The organism is uncultured Selenomonas sp. (assembly GCA_905372355.1).
Classification (GTDB): domain Bacteria; phylum Bacillota; class Negativicutes; order Selenomonadales; family Selenomonadaceae; genus Selenomonas.
In genome coordinates this window covers 1-15,903 of sequence record CAJPOT010000005.1, presented here as the reverse complement: position 1 = coordinate 15,903, position 15,903 = coordinate 1, and the positions used below count along the sequence as shown (strand labels likewise).

Below are 15,903 nucleotides of genomic sequence, written 5' to 3'. Positions count from 1 at the left end.
CCCTGGAATAATTCCTCTCTCAGAATACAAACTTTGCCTTGCGCATGTGGATGTTGAGCAAGATCGTAATCGCGATCAAATTCGTCGTCAGCGAACTGACGCCGTAGCTCATGAGCGGCAGCGGTATGCCCGTGACGGGCATGATCCCCGTCGTCATGCCGACGTTGACGAGCACATGAAAGGCGAGCATCGAGGTGATGCCGACGGCGAGCAGCCGGCCGAAAGTGTCGCTCGCGTCACGCGCGATCTTCACGCCGCGCCAGAGCACGACGAGGTACAAAAGAAGCAGCGCCGCCGCACCGACGAAGCCCAGTTCCTCACCGACGACGGCGAAGATGAAATCCGTGTGGTTCTCAGGCAGGAAGTTCAGTTGACTCTGCGTACCGCCGAAAAGCCCCTTGCCGAAGATCAGCCCCGAGCCGATGGCGATTTTCGACTGAATGATGTGATAGCCCGAGCCGAGCGGGTCAACGCTCGGGTCGAGAAAAACCTTGAGGCGCATCTTCTGGTAATCCTTCAAAAAGAGCCAGAGAAGGGGCGACGCCGCCACGCCCGCCGCAAAGCCTGCCGCAAGTATGCGAAGGTTCACGCCCGCGACGAACATCATGCCCAAGAGAATGGCGATGAAAACGAGCGACGTGCCGAGATCGGGCTGCTTGAGGACGAGGAAGAACGGCAACGCCACATAGCCGACGACGGGCAGGATGTCGCTTACGGTATTGAGCTTTCCCACGCGATCTTCCAGCATCGCAGCAAGCGCGATGATCATGATGATCTTCGAAAACTCCGACGGCTGCAGGGTGATGGGACCGAGCTGAATCCAGCGCTGTGCGCCGAGCGCCGTCTGGCCGATGATCATGACGAGGAGAAGCATGACGGCATTGAAGATGTAGAGATTCTTGCCATAGTTCTGCAGTGCCTTGTAGTCGAAGTTCATGAGGAATATGGCGAAGAGTACGTTCAAGACGACGAATGCGCCCTGCTTCTGCACGAACCAGTAGTGATCGCCGCCCGCCGTATTGATGTGCGTGGCGCTGCCGATGACGATGAGGCTCATGACGATGATCGCCGCCGTCGCACCGATCAATGTGAAGTCCATGCGCCTGAGCCAACGCTTGTTCATTTTCCCCTGCGCCTCCTAGCGTCTGCTGCTTTCCTTGGGCTTCATTCGGCTCACGGGAATGTTCGCGATGAGCGCGACGGAATCCTGATCGTTGGCGAGCGAGATCTCCATGTCCTTCTGATTGATCTCCACATAGTTAGAAATGACGTGGATGATGTCGGTCTTGATCTTGTCCATGACCTCGGGCGAAACGCTCAAGCGGTCGTGGATCAGGACGACCTTCAAACGATCATGGGCGATCTCGCGCGACGACTTGCCCTGCTTGCCGAAAATCTTGAGCAAAGCTTCAATCATCACGCTTCCCCCTTCCGAGGATCATGTTCTTGAGCCGCTGCAGGAAGCCCTCGTTCGGTGCTTCAAGAAAGGGCACATCCTCGCCCATGATGCGCGAGACGACGTTGGCATACGCCTTGCCTGCGAGCGAGTTCGCATTGTCAATGACCGGCTCGCCGCGGTTCGCCGAATCGATGACCTTCTCATCGTCGGGAATCTGTCCGATGCACGGCAGGGACAGGATGTCGTTGATCGCATCCATGTCGAGCATCGTGCCGTCCTTGACCATCTGCGAGCGAATGCGGTTGACGACGAGCTTGATCTCCTTGCCGTCGTTCTGCAGTCTGCCGATGATCTTATCGGCGTCGCGCACGGCGGCGATCTCGGGCATCGTGACGACGATCGCCCAATCCGCTGCGATGACCGCCGTCTGGAAGCCCTGCTCGATGCCCGCCGGGCAGTCGACGAGGATGTAGTCGAACTCTCCCTTCATCTCAGTGATGAGTTCCTTCATCTGCTCGGGTTCGATCGCCGACTTGTCCGCGACCTGTGACGTCGGCATCAAGAAGAGCGTCTCATACTTCTTGTGGCGCACGAGCGCCCGCTTGTACGTCGTGCGCTTCTGGATGACGTCGACGAGTGTATAGACGATGCGGCGTTCGAGTCCTAGGAGCAAATCGAGATTCCTGAGCCCCGTATCGGTGTCGATGAGCACGACCTTCTTGCCGCGCTTCGCGAGTCCCACGCCAATATTCGCCGTGGTCGTCGTCTTGCCGACTCCTCCCTTGCCTGAGGTGATAACGATAACTTCTGCCATCGGCTGCTTCCTACCTTTCTATCGGTTCAATCACGATTCGTCCATCCTGCACGCTCGCCCTTTCGGCAAGCTCCGGCTTCTCATACTGCTCGGGCGACTGCGCTATGACATCGGCGATGCGGATCTGCACGGGCATCAGGTGATCCGCGATGATGATGGCGTCCCTGTCGCCATAGGCGCCCGCATGGACGATGCCGCGGCAAGTGCCGCGAATGTCGATGCTGCCGCCTGCGATGACCTGCGCCCCGGGGTTCACGTTGCCGAGAACGAGCACCGAGCCTTGGCTCTGCACCTCTTGCCCGCCGCGAAGCGTGCGGTTCACGACGAGCATCTGCACGTCCTTCTTGTCCGCGTCCGGCTCTGTCTTCATCTCGGAAGACTCCGCCTTCTTCCTGCCGAGGACGGCTCCCGCCCGCGCCGCTGCCGCCGCCCCGCTCACCGCGCTGACGACAGGCTTCTTTGCATCAGCTTCTTCCTTCATCTCACGGAAGTACAAACCGTGCTGCAGGAAGAGCTTCTTCAGAGCGAGGCTTTCCTTCGCCGTGAACGTCCCCGTGCGCCACTCGATGACCGTGCCGCGCCGAAAGAACAGGGCGCTCGATTCCAGCTTTTCACGAATCTCGCGCTCAACAACAGAAAACTCGGGCTTTCCCACCAGCACGAGCAGAAGCCCCGTCTTCAGCCCCTTGAACAATACGCTTTCTTTCTCCATGATTTCCTCGCTTTTGCGTGCGTGTGCGACGATGCGCCGCACAAAGGGTCAAGAAACGGCTTCGGTGCATTTGCCCTGTCGTTTCTCCTTGCTGTAATACGATTCTATTATATCAAGATTTCTGCCGCGCCGCCACTTCTTGACGAACAGCTTTGACTTCGGGCGTATCGAGGCCAAAAGCCGCGTCGAGGATCTTCTTGCCGATCGGCACGGCGGACAGAGAGCCGAAGCCGCCCTGCTCGACGATGACCGCGACGACGATCGTCGGGTTGTTGAACGGCCCATAGGCAACGAACCAGCCGTGGTCGCGCCCGTGCGAGTTCTCCGCCGTCCCCGTCTTGCCCGCGATGTCGACGGGATACTTCGCGCCAAAGGCCGCCGCCGCCGTGCCGTACTTCGTGACGTCCCTGAGTCCCTGCTGCACGAGCGCGATGACCTCGGGGCGCACATCGAGCCTGCCGATGCGCTTGGGCTTTATCGTCTCAACCGTATTGCCGTCAGGTCCTACGATGCGCTGCACGAGATGCGGCTGATAGCGGTCACCGTTCGCTGCAATCGTCCCCATGATGGCGGCCGCCTGCAGCGGCGTCACAAGGTCGAATCCCTGCCCAATCGCCGCATCGAAGGTCTCCGACAGATACCAGTCGTCCTCGTAGACCTTCTTCTTGTACTCGCGGCTCGGCACGAGACCTTCGGCCTCGTAGGGCAGGTCAATGCCCGTCTTCGAGCCGACGCCGAACATGCGCGCATACTCGCCGAGGCGGTCGACGCCAAGTCGATTGCCCATCTCATAGAAGTAGACGTTGTCCGAGTGGGCGAGCGCCTGGATGAAATTGATAGGGCCGAGCGCTTCGCCGCCCGCATTGCCCTTTGGGATGATCCAATGACGTCCCGAGTCGTAGATGATCTCATTCGGCGAGACGACGTTTTCCTGCAGCGCAGCGGTGCCCGTGACAATCTTGAAGGTCGATCCTGGCGGATATTCGCCTGTGATCGCCTTGTTGTCCATCGGATGATACGGATTCTCGTTGATAACCTTCCAATCCTTCGTCGATATGCCATTGACGAAGAGGTTCGGATCAAAGGACGGACGGCTCACGAGGGCGAGCACCTCGCCCGTCTGCGGATTCATGACGACCGCCGCCGCCGCATTGGCGCCGATGGCGGAAAGCTGCTGATCGATGGCGCGTTCGGCGGCGACCTGAATCGTCGCATCGATCGTGAGGACGAGGTCGTTGCCCGCGATCGGCTCCTTCGTACCGAGATTGTTCACGGGCTTGCCCGCGACATCAACTTCGACCTGCCTGCCGCCGTCCGTGCCGCGCACCGTCTTGTCGTAGACGCGCTCCAAGCCAAACTTGCCGACGATGTCGCCCGACTTGTAGCCTTCCGCCTTGCGCTTTTCCAGTTCCTCGTTGCTGATCTCGCTGACGTAACCGAAGACGTGTGCGCCCCACGTCTTGTAGACGTAATCGCGGATCGGCTGCGCCTCGATCATGACGCCCGGATACTTGTCGCGCTGTTCCTCGATGATCGTATAGACTTCAGGGCCGATGTCCTGCTTGATGCGTATGGGATCGAAGCCGACATGCGCGTCGATCTTCTTGTGAATCTCTTCCGTCGGCACATGAAGGAGCACGGACAATCGCTCGATGACGTCCTCGGGAATCGTACCCGACAGTGGCAAGAGCGACACGGTGAAGCTCGGGCGGTTCATGACGAGAGGCGTGCCGTTGCGGTCGAAGAAATTGCCGCGCGGCGCGACGCTCGGGATGATGCGGATGCGGTTGCCGTCCGCAAGGCTCGCATAATAGTCGCCGTCGTAGATCTGGAGATAGACGAGCCGCAGCAGAAGCACAACGATGACGGCGACGATGACGCCGCCGAGCACATGCATGCGCCCTGCATACTCGTTTTCATTTTCTTCCAAAGGTATATCTCCCCATTCAGACAAGAAGACGCCCCGCAAGGCGCCTTGATCTTTTCCCTGAGAGGCGCTGCGCCCCGGCCGTTACTTTCGCCGCCCCAGCCACGACTGCATGCGGCTCGCCGCGCGATAGACGGGGTAGGCGAAAAGAACGTTCCAGCAAAGCGCCGGAAGAAGTGTCTTGACAACATAGAGCAGACTGAAGCCGTAGCCGAGAAGCAGCATGAGAACGAGCACAAAGAAATAGTGCGCGGCCGTCGCCCACATCGTCGCCATCGCAGGCAGGAACACGGGATCCTTGAACACGTTGCGCGAAAATGCGCCCGTGGCATAGCCGATGATCGTCAGGGCGAAGACGTCCATGCCGAAGAACATGCCCGTGGTGAGATCCTGCAGGAGTCCCGTCATAAAGCCCAGAAAAGCACCGCGGCGCGCCCCGTAAAGGAGGCTCCACGAAACGGTAAGAACCAGCATGAGGTTCACCGAAACGCCGTTCCATGAAAATACGGGGAAAAATGAGGTCTGCAGGACGAAGAGTGCGATCACGAACGCAAGCCAAAAGAAGATCCTGCGGTAGCTGATCATGGCCGCGCACCTGCCTCGCGCTTCTGTGCGCCCTGCGGCTGCACGGCAGGCTGGGCGTTCTGCTGTTTCGCCGGCTGCTTCGGCTGCGCCGGTGCGGCCGGCTGAGCGGGAGCAGGCGCAGGCTGCGATGCCGCACGCTTCGCCGCTTCTGCTGCCGCCTTCTCTGCCGCCGGGTCCGTCTCCGTGCCCGGCGTCTGCGCGGGCGGCGTGATCGGTGCGGGCGGCGCCTCGCGCGACGCCACGATGACGGCGACATCCTCCAAACGCTGGAAGTCGACGGCAGGCTCTAAGACGGCGTACTTCAACAGGCCGCCCTCGTCGTTCTTCAACGCTTTGACCGTGCCGACGAGAAGCCCCTTCGGATAGACGCCGCCGTAGCCCGACGTCACGACGACGTCGTCCTCGACGACATCGGCGGACTTCGGAATGTTTTTCATGCGCGGCATCAGGGGATTGGCTGGATCGCCCTCGACGATGCCCGCGACGCGCGACTCCTGCCGCTGCACGATCGTGCCGACGGCGGCGCGCGGGTCGAGGATCAGCCGCACCTTCGAGGAGTACGGCGCGGCCTCAACGACGACGCCGACGAGTCCCTTCTCCGTCACGACGGGCATGTTCTCATGCACGCCGCTCGATGTACCGCGGTCGATGACGATGACGCCCGACCACGTCGCATAGTCGCGCCCGATGACGCGGGCTGCCACGAGGTCGAACTGCGTCTTCGTCTGCTTGTAGCCGAGAAGCGCCTTGAGGCGTGCATTTTCAGCAAGCGCTTCGTTCGCTTCGAGATTCTGCACGCGCAGCCCTTCCACCTCGTTCTTCAGCATACGATTCTGGTCGTAGACGTAATAGACTTCCCAAAACTCCGTACCGAGGCTGTGGATCTTGTCTCCCACCCAGGCCGTCGCGGACTGGAGGGGACGCAGCACCGTCTCGGCGGCGCGGCTCAGGAAGGGGGACTGAAACCTGCCCTTTCCCGCAAAGAACACGAGGCAGAGGACGCAGACGAGCGCAACGAGGAGCAGCCAGACCTTGCGGTTCGAGTCCTGGTCGTCTCTGCGTATGCGGCTCATTGTCTCAACTTCTTAGAGATCATCACGACGCGCTTTAGAAGCTCGATGTTTTCAAGCGACTTGCCCGTGCCTTCGCCGACACAGGACAAGGGGTCTTCCGCGATGAGGACGGGCATGCCCGTCTCGTGGCTCAGCAGTTTATCTAGGTTCGTCAGGAGCGCGCCGCCGCCCGTCATCATGATGCCGTGATCCATGACATCGGCCGCCAGCTCCGGCGGCGTCTTTTCAAGCGTGCCTTTGACGGCGTCGACGATCTTGTAGATCGGCTCATTCAGAGCATCCCTGACCTCGCTCGCGCGGATCGAGAGCGTCTTCGGCAGACCGCTGACGAGGTCGCGTCCGCGGATGTCCATTTCACGGTCAACGTCGGGCGTCACGATGGCGGAGCCGATCGTGATCTTGATTTCCTCCGCCGTGCGCTCGCCGATCATGAGGTTGTACTGGCGCTTGATGTACTGCACGATGGACGAATCCATCTCGTCGCCGCCGATGCGGATCGAGCGGCTCGTGACGATGCCGCCGAGCGAGATGACGGCAATCTCCGTCGTACCGCCGCCGATGTCGACGACCATGCTTCCCGTCGCTTCCTCGACAGGAAGCCCTGCGCCGATCGCCGCCGCCATCGGCTCTTCGATGAGGTAGGCTTCACGCGCTCCCGCCTGCTGCGCCGCATCGATGACAGCACGTTTTTCGACCTCGGTCACGCCCGAAGGAACGCCGACGACGACGCGCGGGCGCACGAAGGACTTCGTATTCATCGACTTTCGGATGAAGTACTTGAGCATCGCCTGCGTCACGTCGAAGTCGGCGATGACGCCGTCCTTCATTGGACGGATGGCGATAATGTTGCCCGGCGTCCTGCCAATCATGCGCTTCGCGTCCTCACCGACAGCGAGCACCTCGCCGTTCTCACTCTTTATCGCTACGACAGACGGCTCGCGCAGAACGATGCCCCTGCCTTTCACATGCACCAATGTATTCGCGGTTCCAAGGTCGATGCCCATATCGCGGGACAAGCCACCAAAAAGACTCCACATGTTGAAATAAAACTCCCTTCTCTTCACACGCATCCCATAAAACACGTCTGCAAAAATCTGTCAAAAAGCCTCGTCAATCATAGATATAATGGCTGATGAAGATACGAGTTCTATTGTATCATACCTTCTTCTTTTAGGGAAATAAATTTATCATAACCTACGATGACGTGATCGAGCACGGGGATGTCCATGATCTCCCCCGCCTCCACCATGCGGCGCGTCACGGCGAGATCCTCGCCGCTCGGCGCAGGATCGCCCGACGGATGATTGTGGACAAGGATGACGGCCGCCGCCGACTGCTCGATCGCCGCCTGGAACACCTCGCGCGGATGAACGACGGAAGATGTGAGCGTTCCCACGGAAATCGTCTTCAAGGCAAGGATGTGGTTTTTCGCATTCAAAAGCAGCACGGCGAAGTGCTCCCTGCGCTCGAAGCGAAAGCGCGGCATGACATAGGAAGCGGCATCCGCTGGGCCGTGCACGATTGTCCGCTCCTCTGCCGCCTTGAGCGCGAGGCGGCGTCCGAGTTCGACGGCGGCGAGGATCGTCGCCGCCTTCGCCATGCCCACGCCCTTGATGGACGAAAGCTCCTTCGCGCTCATCTGCGTGATGGCGGCGAGTCCGCGCTCCTTGTAGAGCGCGAGCACCTTCTCGGCGACGCGGAGCACCGAGTCGTCCTTGACGCCCGTGCGCAGGAGAACGGCGAGAAGTTCCGTGTTGGAAAGGCTCGCCGCGCCCTCGGCCAGAAGCCTTTCGCGCGGCCGCTCGTCGGCGGGCAGATCACGCACGAGAAGCGTCATAGAGATCGACCCCCGCTTTTTCTGCAAGATGAGCCGCCGCATGAAGCGGCAGTCCGACGACGTTCGAGAACGAGCCTTCGATGCGTTCGACGAAGACGGCGGCACGCCCCTGCACGGCATAGGCGCCCGCCTTGCCCAAAGGCTCGCCCGTAGCGACGTAACGCGCGATCATCTCTTTTGAAAGTGCGGCAAAGAAGACGCGCGTCTTCTCGACCGTCGAGAACTCTTTGCCGCCCCTGCACCAGGCGACGCCCGTCAGAACGTCGTGCGCACGCCCCGAGAGCGCGGCGAGCATCTCGTGCGCCTCCCTCTCATCTGCAGGCTTGCCGAAGATGCGTCCGGCGAGCGCGACGACGGTATCAGCGCCGAGCACGGGAAGCGCCGCGTGCGCCGCCACGGCGCGTGCCTTGGCGAGCGCATTGACGCGGACAAGCTCCTCCGCCGTCTTCGCCTCGCGCACCTCTTCAGCCTCGCTCACTTCCACGCGGAACGAAGCGCCGATCTGCGCGAGAAGATCGCGGCGGCGCGGCGAAGCCGATGCCAGGATGAACATGAATATTCCTCCTCAATAACGTCGGAAAAGAACGAGCGCGACGATGACGCCGACGAGACTCATGATGTTCGGCGTGAAAGAAAGGCCGAAACTGACGCTGACGACGAAGAGATTGATCGCCACGGGCGCCAAGACGAACGCCGGATGCGTCTCGGAAAGAAGCGGCGCAATCGAAGAAAGCGCCTCCACGCCGCGCAGAGCCTCACCCAAGAGTCCACCGAGCACCGCGCCGGTAAAAACAAATACGGCGCACATGCCAAAGCCGCGCCCCGAAGAAAATTTCACAGAAAATCCCTCCAAAGGAAACACCGCTTGCCTCGACGATTCAGGAAATCGCTGATCCCCTCAATCGCCCATTTTTGCACATTCAGGCGACTTCATTTATCAGCGATCCTTCAGCGAATGCATCGACAGTCAAACGGCGCTGCACAATGATTTTAATTGCTTCTGCCTCTTTTCTAGCCGCGCGACATAAATCCTGCTCGACTAAGGTCATTTCTTTCGCGTGCCGCATAGAAAAAAGAAAGCCTCCCCCGCAAGCGAGGGAGGCAAAAATACAGATTACATGAGATAGCGCAGGTAGACGTAGACCGTCGACGTGAGGATCGTCAGGATCATCAGCGGGAAGCCGACCATCATGAAGCGGACGAACGTCATGGGAACGCCCCTCTCCGCTGCCATGCCCGCGACGATGACGTTCGCGGAAGCGCCGATGATCGTGCCGTTGCCCCCGAGGCAGGCGCCAAGCGCGAGGCTCCACCAGACCGGCTCAAGATTCGAGACGCCCATCGCGCCCATATCCTGAATCAGCGGAATCATCGTCGCAACGAACGGAATGTTGTCGAGGAAAGCCGAAACGATCGCGCTCATCCACAGGACGAGCATCGACGTCTTCGTCACGTCACCGCCCGTGAGATTGACGCCCTGCACCGCGAGATCGCGGATGACGCCCGTTTCCACGAGGCCACCGACGGCGATAAAGAGACCGATGAAGAAGAAGATCGTCGGCCACTCGACGCCGTGCATCGCGTGCTCGACGAACTCTTCCTTGCCGACCAGAAGGAGCAGGAGGAACGCGCCCGCAATCGCGATGAGCGAAGACTCAAGGCCCGTGAGCGAATGCAGGAAGAACATCAAGATGACCAGTCCGAGCACGAACAGACACTTCCTGAGAAGCGGGATGTCTTTGAGCTCGTCCCACTCGTTCTCCTGCATCACGAGAGCCTTGAGTTCGGGCTTCGTCGTCAAATGCTTGCGATAGAGCAGAACGAAGATCGCCGTGATGAGGATGAGGTTGATGATCGAGATGATCGCAAGGTTCTCAATGAACGCTGCAAACGTCAGTTCCTTGACGGCGCTGCCGATCATGATGTTCGGCGGATCGCCGATGAGCGTCGCCGTGCCGCCAACGTTCGATGCGATGACCTGCGCCAAAAGATACGGCATAACATCGACATGGAGCTTCGTCGTGATGCTGAACGTGACCGGCACCATCAAGAGAACCGTCGTCACGTTGTCGAGAAACGCCGAGCAAACAGCCGTGATCAGTGACAAGTAGACCAAGAGATTCACGGGGTCGGCCTTCGCCTTTTTCGCCGCCCAGACGGCGATAAAATTGAAGAGTCCCGTCTTGCTCGTGATGGCGACAATGATCATCATGCCGATCAGAAGCCCGAGCGTGTTGAAATCGATGTGGTGAACGGCGGTCTCCTGCGTCATGATGCCCATGACGATCATGAGGATTGCGCCGATCATCGCAATGATCGTGCGATGGATCTTCTCAGAGACGATCACCGCATACATCGCAACGAAGATGATACCAGCTATTGTTTCCTGTTCCATAAAAACCTCCTTGAATTTGACTGTCTGCCAGACAGTCTCCTGCACCTTTCTGTCCGCCCTCCCCCGTCAAGCTGGAGAGGCAGAAGAACGACGGACAGCCGACCGAAAAATAGACGGAGCCCTTGATTGAACAGACTCCGCCTAAATTTCACTTATTGAATTGTCCTGCGCCTATTATAGCAGATTATCGTAAGTTTGGAAAGAGTCCTTGTATATTTATATTATTTTTTCTTATTTCTTCTCGGAGCAGATGTTTTCTCTGTCGTTTTCATCAGGATTCCGCCAGATGGCGCAAGAAAAAAATCCGCAGAGCATACGCTTTGCGGATTTTTGTTTCAGCTTCTCTCACACGCTTCCATCACGAATCATCATGCGCGGAACTTGCGCTTACGAGCCGCCTCGGACTTCTTCTTGCGCTTGACGCTCGGTTTCTCGTAATGTTCACGTTTCCTAACTTCTGCCAAAGTACCAGCCTTCTGGCAGGTACGCTTGAATCTGCGGAGAGCACTGTCGATCGTTTCGTTCTTTCCTACTTTGACCTCATTTGCCATTGTTCTTCCCCCCCTCCACTAGATTTGGGGCGCACGGGAAGGCAGGCATGAAAATTGCCAACACTGCATCGTGCACGCTAACATTATACATGATTTCCCTTTTTGATGTCAACCATCAACCAGGCGGCCATTGCATGGAACGTCCGCCCAAGAGATGAAAGTGCAGATGCCCGACGGTCTGCCCGCCTTCCTCGCCCGTATTGACGACGACGCGGAAGCCTTTTTCCGCAAGTCCCAGTTCCTTTGCAAGCTGCGGCACGACATCGACATGGATGTGCGCGACGAGTGCTCTGTCTTCCTGCGTCAAGCCGAGCAAACTCTTGATATGCTTCTTCGGAATGATGAGTACATGCACGGGCGCCTGCGGCTCAAGATCCTTGAAGGCGATGACGGAATCATCTTCGTAGACCGCTGTCGCGGGAATCTCCTTCGCCGCGATACGGCAAAAAATGCAGTCTGCCATCTTTTCCACCTCCCTTCAAAAATCGCTGTAATCTTCGCCCTTATCACCATCATTCGACTTTCATGGCGAAAAACCTGCCGCCAGAGAAAAGATTGGGAAGAAACGCTCCGTTTTCAACGGTTGTCTAACTCTTCGATAGGGTTTGTCTGACATTTAGCTTTTTTATGACTATTTTTGGAATTTTTATGTCCAGTTTTTGTTGACAATTGCACCAAGATAAAAGCATTATCCCTAATAACACAAAAAACCCGAGGAATTCCGCGCACCAAATATCGACGGCGAAATTTTTCTCGGGTAAGTTTTTGAATAGAGCAACGGATCTCAAAACCACTCGGCAAACACGTCTTACAGTGCCAGAATCTCCGCACGCGTCAAACCACTCGACTTCTCGATCACCTCGACAGGGACGTTCAGCGTGAGCAAGGAACGTGCCATATCGATCATTCCCTCACGGTGTCCTTCAATGCGGCCTACCTCACGCCCCTCTTCCAATTTCTTCTCTCCGAATTTTTCCATCAGTTCGCACATAGCATTTACCCCCTCTGCTTCTGCTTTAAAGTAATCCGCTCTTTGGGCAAGTTCTTTGTAATTCATCTGCTCCGGACGCTCGCAAAAGAAATCCTGCATCATGCTGACCTATCCAAGAAGCAAGTGCAAAGCATGCAGCTGATTGGTTAATAGGTCGTATGCGAAAACGTCCCGCAAGTCAAATCCGAAGGATGCAGACGAGCGGTCGACGTTGACCGCTCGTCCCAAGCGGCGTATCATCACGGTTCGACCCGTTGACGTAGAGGATATGTGCTCCATCATCAAACGGTCGCTGAAGCTCCTCTATGATTCGCTCCACATGGTACAGAGGAAATCCCTCTTCATAGATGTCATTTTCATGTTTCCGGAAGGCCAGAAATTTTAGCAACAAAAACCCGAGAGATGCCACACACCGAATGTAACCAGTAGCTTTCTCTCGGGCAAAATGTTGAGGAACAGTCGATCTTCTCTTATGCTCCTGTTGACCCTGCCAAGCGTTCAACTTCTTCCTGGGACAACTGTGTTGCTTCAGCAATCTGGGAAAGTGTGAGTTTCCCCAAAGCAATTAAAGCCGCCGCCGTCCGACGAGCCGATTCGACACGTCCCTCAGCACGTCCCTCAGCACGCCCCTCAAGGCGTCCTTCCATACGCCCTTCTTCCAATTTCCTCTCGCCGAATTTCTCCATCAGTTCGCACATGGTATGTACCCCCTCTGCTTCTGCCTTAAAGTAATCCGCTCTTTGGGCAAGCTCCTTATACTTCATCTTTTGGGGATTCTCACAGAAGAAATCCTGCATCATGCTGACCTATCCAAGAAGCAAGTGCAAAGCATGCAGCTGATTGGTTAATAGGTCGTATGCGAAAACGTCCCGCAAGTCAAATCCGAAGGATGCAGACGAGCGGTCGACGTTGACCGCTCGTCCCGAGCGGTGTATCATCGCGATTCGCACCGTTGACGTAAAGAATATGTGCTCCATCATCAAATGGTCGCTGAAGCTCCTCTATGATTCGCTCCACATGGTACAGAGGGCAGCCCTCGCCATAGATGTCGTTTTCCGTAATGAAGATCACCCATGTTTCGGGAAGCGCGGAGAAATCCTCTCCTTTTGCCAATGCACGCGAGTCCATCATGCTGCTGTTATAGCGCGCCCTACGCGGGATCGCGCCTTCGTTTGCACGCTGCACCTCGCAGTCGTAAAGCTTCCCCTCGCGATCTTCTGCCAACACGTCGAAACGCACGCCACGACCATAGAGATTGTCCGCGCTCTGCTGCGTGACGACATGCTTGACAACGAGATCGTCGCGGTCAAAGAAGATACGCAGCAGGAGCTGCATTCCCTCGACATAGTTGTCAAAACATACGTTGAAAAACGTATCGTCTATCAAGCGAAATTTTTGAATCAGTACACTATATTCCGCAGGAATGTCCTTCTTGATGATTCTCACCGCGCCTATAGCCTCCTCACCTTGTTCTACTATCATGGTATGCACTACGGCAGAGATTGTCAAGGCTGAAAATTTCGGTGAAACATCCAGGGGCGTCAAAAATCCGAGTCCTAAAAATGCTCGTGATGCCAGTTCCCGTAAGGCTTCATGAACTCTGATATTTTTCCTTTCGGGTGCACCATAGGGGTGTCAAAGGCTTTGACACCCCTGCCAGTTGGTCGAGCTTCCATCGAGCGAAAAATCGCTGACCATCGTCAAAAATCAACGGGCTTCCAGACAAGGAGATCTCTGAAAGCCCTTGCAGACTGTGGTTTCACAGCGTATGACGGCGATAGCCTTTGTATCATTTTCACGCATTAGACATCCGTCTTACCCCTAACTTTGATACAATCTAACGATGCACCCTCCACTTGGCAAAGACGGCGTCCGTCACAGCTCAGATCACCAAGACGGTCGCAAGATTCGTTGGCAGACAGATGCACCGGACGATTGCCAAACAGAGGCTTACGGCATGCCATTGTCGGAAAAAATAGCGGCAAGTTCGGGATTTTCCTTCATTTCCACATATTTATCGCTTCCTCGCAGAAAAGCAGCCCCCTTCTCTTGCAACAAGAAGGGGGCTGCTGTCTGTCGGCTGCCATTTCGCTTGTTTTTGCAGCCGAATTGTGTGCGGTCTGTTGCTTTTTGTGTATCACGCTCTTTTGCTTTTCTCTTACCAGACCTTGCCGACCATGAACCACAGGCGGTTCTTTGCCTTGGCGTCGTCGCTTGCGTTATTGGCGAGGCCGATGCGTCGCGCCCAGTCGAGGCGCAGGAAGTAGTCGCCGGGGCGGCTGTAAGAGATGCCGATGCCCCAGCCTTTGAGGGTTTCGCTGCCGTCTTTTCCGTCGTTGGCGTACTGCACGCGCCCCATGTCGAAGTAGGTGCTGAGAACGAGGTTCGGCACATCCGTCCGATACGACAGTTCCAGACTCCCGAGAACGCCATTGTCGCCCGAGGCTTCGCCCTGCGGGTAGGCGCGTACACCATTCGCTCCGCCGAGGTAGATTTCTTCCGAGCTGTCGAGGTTCGTTCCGGCTTTCTGCGCCTGCGCCTTGAGGCTGATGTTCCAGCGGTCGCTGATCTCGTGGCGCAGGTTGAGGTTCAGCACGGCTTTCGTGAAGCTGCCTTCCGTACCTGCACGCTTCATCTGCCGACGCGCCCAGTCAGAGTCCGCGCCGAGATGTCCGCAGTAGCCCGTGAGGTCGTAGCTCCACGAGGTGCGATATTGACGCTCTGCCCCTTTGATGCCGAGATGGAAGGTGCTGCTGTGCTTTTCAAGCTCCATGCCGACCTTCTTGTACTCGTCCTTGAGCCTGCGCCAGTCCCAGCCGTAGGAGACGGCGAGCGAGCTTTGTGCCGTGCGCCAGAGCGGCGTCGTGCCGAAGATGCTCAAGGTGTCCGCCGTGCCTTCTGCGCCGAGCGTGCGGAAAGCTCCCGATAGCTCGTAGTCCATGCGGCTGACGCCAATGCCGAGCGTGGTGCCGTCGGCGCCGACGGGGTGGCTGTAGCTGATACTGTAGTTGTGCAGATCTTTGTTGGAGAGGGTCAGCCCCAGGTTCAGACGGTCGCCACTCTTCGTGAGGTTTTCAAAGCTCCCTTGCAGACCGAAGCGGTAGCGGCCCGAGGGTTCGCTGCCGTAGTTCTCGCTGTAGAGGACATAGCTTTGGCGCTTGCCGTCCTTGACACGGATCGTGAGGTCGCCCGTGCCGAAGGCTGTGCCCGGCGAGAGAAGTCCCGCCGCTTCGATGCCGCCGAGGGCGGAGATGTTGTAGAGCGCGGTTTCCAATGGCTTCCCTTCGATGGGTGCGCCTTCTTTGAGTGCATGGGCGAGCCGCTTGATTTTCGCGTCGCTGATGGCGGCGCTGTTTTCGACGGTGATTTTGCCGTAGCGTCCAGCGAGGATGCGGATGGTGAGTGTGCCGTCCGCATTCGACTGCGCCGGCAGATAGGCGGCTGCCGCAGGGTAGCCGTGGCTGCGTGCGTAGTCGGTGAGTTCGGCGAGCAGGTCGTTGATGTCGGCTTCAGAAATCGGGCGGCGAAGGTACGGCGCGATTTTTTCGTCGAGAGCCTTGGTGGAGAGCTGCGTGCCGTCCTGCTCGACGTCGATGCGCGAGAGGCGAAAAGGCATCAT

The 15,903-nt window shown here is 57.6% G+C and carries 16 protein-coding genes and 4 pseudogenes; all 20 read right to left on the bottom strand.

Features of this window, described 5'->3' with window-relative positions; translation table 11 throughout:
- Positions 1 to 19: 19 nt before the first annotated feature.
- The gene (gene rodA / locus QZ177_RS04240; RefSeq protein WP_294175622.1) at positions 20 to 1,123 is read right to left on the bottom strand and encodes a rod shape-determining protein RodA; all 1,104 of its coding nucleotides are present in this window, start codon (positions 1,121 to 1,123) and stop codon (positions 20 to 22) included.
- Between the two features lie 15 nt (positions 1,124 to 1,138).
- Entirely contained in the window at positions 1,139 to 1,417 is a 279-nt protein-coding gene (gene minE, locus QZ177_RS04235; protein ID WP_006193614.1) for a cell division topological specificity factor MinE, read from the bottom strand.
- A complete protein-coding gene (minD, locus tag QZ177_RS04230) occupies positions 1,410 to 2,213 on the bottom strand; it encodes a septum site-determining protein MinD (RefSeq protein ID WP_294175621.1) in 804 nt (267 codons plus the stop codon). Before minD ends, minE begins: the two co-directional genes overlap by 8 nt.
- A 10-nt stretch (positions 2,214 to 2,223) precedes the next feature.
- On the bottom strand, positions 2,224 to 2,925 hold the full coding sequence (gene minC / locus QZ177_RS04225) for a septum site-determining protein MinC (protein ID WP_037370517.1): 702 nt from the start codon (positions 2,923 to 2,925) through the stop codon (positions 2,224 to 2,226).
- Positions 2,926 to 3,037: 112 nt separating this feature from the next.
- Positions 3,038 to 4,855 (bottom strand): penicillin-binding protein 2, encoded by a 1,818-nt coding sequence (gene mrdA, locus QZ177_RS04220; RefSeq protein WP_265071067.1) that lies wholly within the window; start codon positions 4,853 to 4,855, stop codon positions 3,038 to 3,040.
- A gap of 81 nt (positions 4,856 to 4,936) precedes the next feature.
- Positions 4,937 to 5,437: a rod shape-determining protein MreD gene (mreD, locus tag QZ177_RS04215; protein WP_009646784.1), complete on the bottom strand. Its 501-nt coding sequence runs from the start codon at positions 5,435 to 5,437 to the stop codon at positions 4,937 to 4,939.
- Positions 5,434 to 6,510, bottom strand: coding sequence for a rod shape-determining protein MreC (mreC, locus tag QZ177_RS04210; RefSeq protein ID WP_009646781.1), 1,077 nt, complete (start codon positions 6,508 to 6,510; stop codon positions 5,434 to 5,436). The genes mreD and mreC overlap by 4 nt, the downstream gene beginning before the upstream one ends.
- Complete coding sequence (locus QZ177_RS04205; RefSeq protein WP_037370520.1) at positions 6,507 to 7,547, bottom strand: rod shape-determining protein; 1,041 nt, start codon at positions 7,545 to 7,547, stop codon at positions 6,507 to 6,509. The genes mreC and QZ177_RS04205 overlap by 4 nt, the downstream gene beginning before the upstream one ends.
- A 110-nt stretch (positions 7,548 to 7,657) precedes the next feature.
- Positions 7,658 to 8,347 carry a DNA repair protein RadC gene (radC, locus tag QZ177_RS04200; RefSeq protein WP_265071763.1) on the bottom strand — a complete coding sequence of 230 codons (690 nt, stop codon included), beginning with the start codon at positions 8,345 to 8,347 and terminating at the stop codon, positions 7,658 to 7,660.
- Positions 8,328 to 8,900: a Maf family protein gene (locus QZ177_RS04195; protein ID WP_294175620.1), complete on the bottom strand. Its 573-nt coding sequence runs from the start codon at positions 8,898 to 8,900 to the stop codon at positions 8,328 to 8,330. The genes radC and QZ177_RS04195 overlap by 20 nt, the downstream gene beginning before the upstream one ends.
- Positions 8,901 to 8,912: 12 nt before the next feature.
- Positions 8,913 to 9,185, bottom strand: coding sequence for a DUF4321 domain-containing protein (locus tag QZ177_RS04190; RefSeq protein ID WP_294175619.1), 273 nt, complete (start codon positions 9,183 to 9,185; stop codon positions 8,913 to 8,915).
- Between the two features lie 82 nt (positions 9,186 to 9,267).
- Positions 9,268 to 9,414, bottom strand: a complete 147-nt coding sequence (locus QZ177_RS04185; RefSeq protein WP_294175618.1) for a hypothetical protein — start codon at positions 9,412 to 9,414, stop codon at positions 9,268 to 9,270.
- Positions 9,415 to 9,461: 47 nt separating this feature from the next.
- A complete protein-coding gene (locus tag QZ177_RS04180; protein ID WP_294175617.1) occupies positions 9,462 to 10,742 on the bottom strand; it encodes an ArsB/NhaD family transporter in 1,281 nt (426 codons plus the stop codon).
- A 368-nt stretch (positions 10,743 to 11,110) separates the two neighbouring features.
- On the bottom strand, positions 11,111 to 11,293 hold the full coding sequence (gene rpsU, locus QZ177_RS04175) for a 30S ribosomal protein S21 (protein ID WP_006193396.1): 183 nt from the start codon (positions 11,291 to 11,293) through the stop codon (positions 11,111 to 11,113).
- Between the two features lie 115 nt (positions 11,294 to 11,408).
- Positions 11,409 to 11,756: a histidine triad nucleotide-binding protein gene (locus QZ177_RS04170; RefSeq protein ID WP_006193397.1), complete on the bottom strand. Its 348-nt coding sequence runs from the start codon at positions 11,754 to 11,756 to the stop codon at positions 11,409 to 11,411.
- A 345-nt stretch (positions 11,757 to 12,101) separates the two neighbouring features.
- Positions 12,102 to 12,386, bottom strand: a pseudogene (locus QZ177_RS04165) (nuclease); the annotation flags it as partial.
- A 121-nt stretch (positions 12,387 to 12,507) separates the two neighbouring features.
- Positions 12,508 to 12,642 (bottom strand): annotated as a pseudogene (locus tag QZ177_RS04160) (nuclease); the annotation flags it as partial.
- Between the two features lie 112 nt (positions 12,643 to 12,754).
- Positions 12,755 to 13,084, bottom strand: a pseudogene (locus QZ177_RS04155) (nuclease); the annotation flags it as partial.
- Positions 13,085 to 13,205: 121 nt separating this feature from the next.
- Positions 13,206 to 13,730, bottom strand: a pseudogene (locus QZ177_RS04150) (PD-(D/E)XK nuclease family transposase); the annotation flags it as partial.
- A 712-nt stretch (positions 13,731 to 14,442) separates the two neighbouring features.
- A partial coding sequence (locus tag QZ177_RS04145; protein WP_294175616.1) for a ShlB/FhaC/HecB family hemolysin secretion/activation protein occupies positions 14,443 to 15,903 on the bottom strand: 1,461 nt, incomplete at its 5' end.

What these genes read in the sequence shown, in the direction of transcription:
- rodA (WP_294175622.1), bottom strand. Translation starts at nt 1,123, where the DNA reads ATGAACAAGCGTTGGCTCAGGCGCATGGACTTCACATTGATCGGTGCG.
- minE (WP_006193614.1), bottom strand. Translation starts at nt 1,417, where the DNA reads ATGATTGAAGCTTTGCTCAAGATTTTCGGCAAGCAGGGCAAGTCGTCG.
- minD (WP_294175621.1), bottom strand. Translation starts at nt 2,213, where the DNA reads ATGGCAGAAGTTATCGTTATCACCTCAGGCAAGGGAGGAGTCGGCAAG.
- minC (WP_037370517.1), bottom strand. Translation starts at nt 2,925, where the DNA reads ATGGAGAAAGAAAGCGTATTGTTCAAGGGGCTGAAGACGGGGCTTCTG.
- mreD (WP_009646784.1), bottom strand. Translation starts at nt 5,437, where the DNA reads ATGATCAGCTACCGCAGGATCTTCTTTTGGCTTGCGTTCGTGATCGCA.
- mreC (WP_009646781.1), bottom strand. Translation starts at nt 6,510, where the DNA reads ATGAGCCGCATACGCAGAGACGACCAGGACTCGAACCGCAAGGTCTGG.
- QZ177_RS04205 (WP_037370520.1), bottom strand. Translation starts at nt 7,547, where the DNA reads ATGTGGAGTCTTTTTGGTGGCTTGTCCCGCGATATGGGCATCGACCTT.
- radC (WP_265071763.1), bottom strand. Translation starts at nt 8,347, where the DNA reads ATGACGCTTCTCGTGCGTGATCTGCCCGCCGACGAGCGGCCGCGCGAA.
- QZ177_RS04195 (WP_294175620.1), bottom strand. Translation starts at nt 8,900, where the DNA reads ATGTTCATCCTGGCATCGGCTTCGCCGCGCCGCCGCGATCTTCTCGCG.
- QZ177_RS04185 (WP_294175618.1), bottom strand. Translation starts at nt 9,414, where the DNA reads ATGCGGCACGCGAAAGAAATGACCTTAGTCGAGCAGGATTTATGTCGC.
- QZ177_RS04180 (WP_294175617.1), bottom strand. Translation starts at nt 10,742, where the DNA reads ATGGAACAGGAAACAATAGCTGGTATCATCTTCGTTGCGATGTATGCG.
- rpsU (WP_006193396.1), bottom strand. Translation starts at nt 11,293, where the DNA reads ATGGCAAATGAGGTCAAAGTAGGAAAGAACGAAACGATCGACAGTGCT.
- QZ177_RS04170 (WP_006193397.1), bottom strand. Translation starts at nt 11,756, where the DNA reads ATGGCAGACTGCATTTTTTGCCGTATCGCGGCGAAGGAGATTCCCGCG.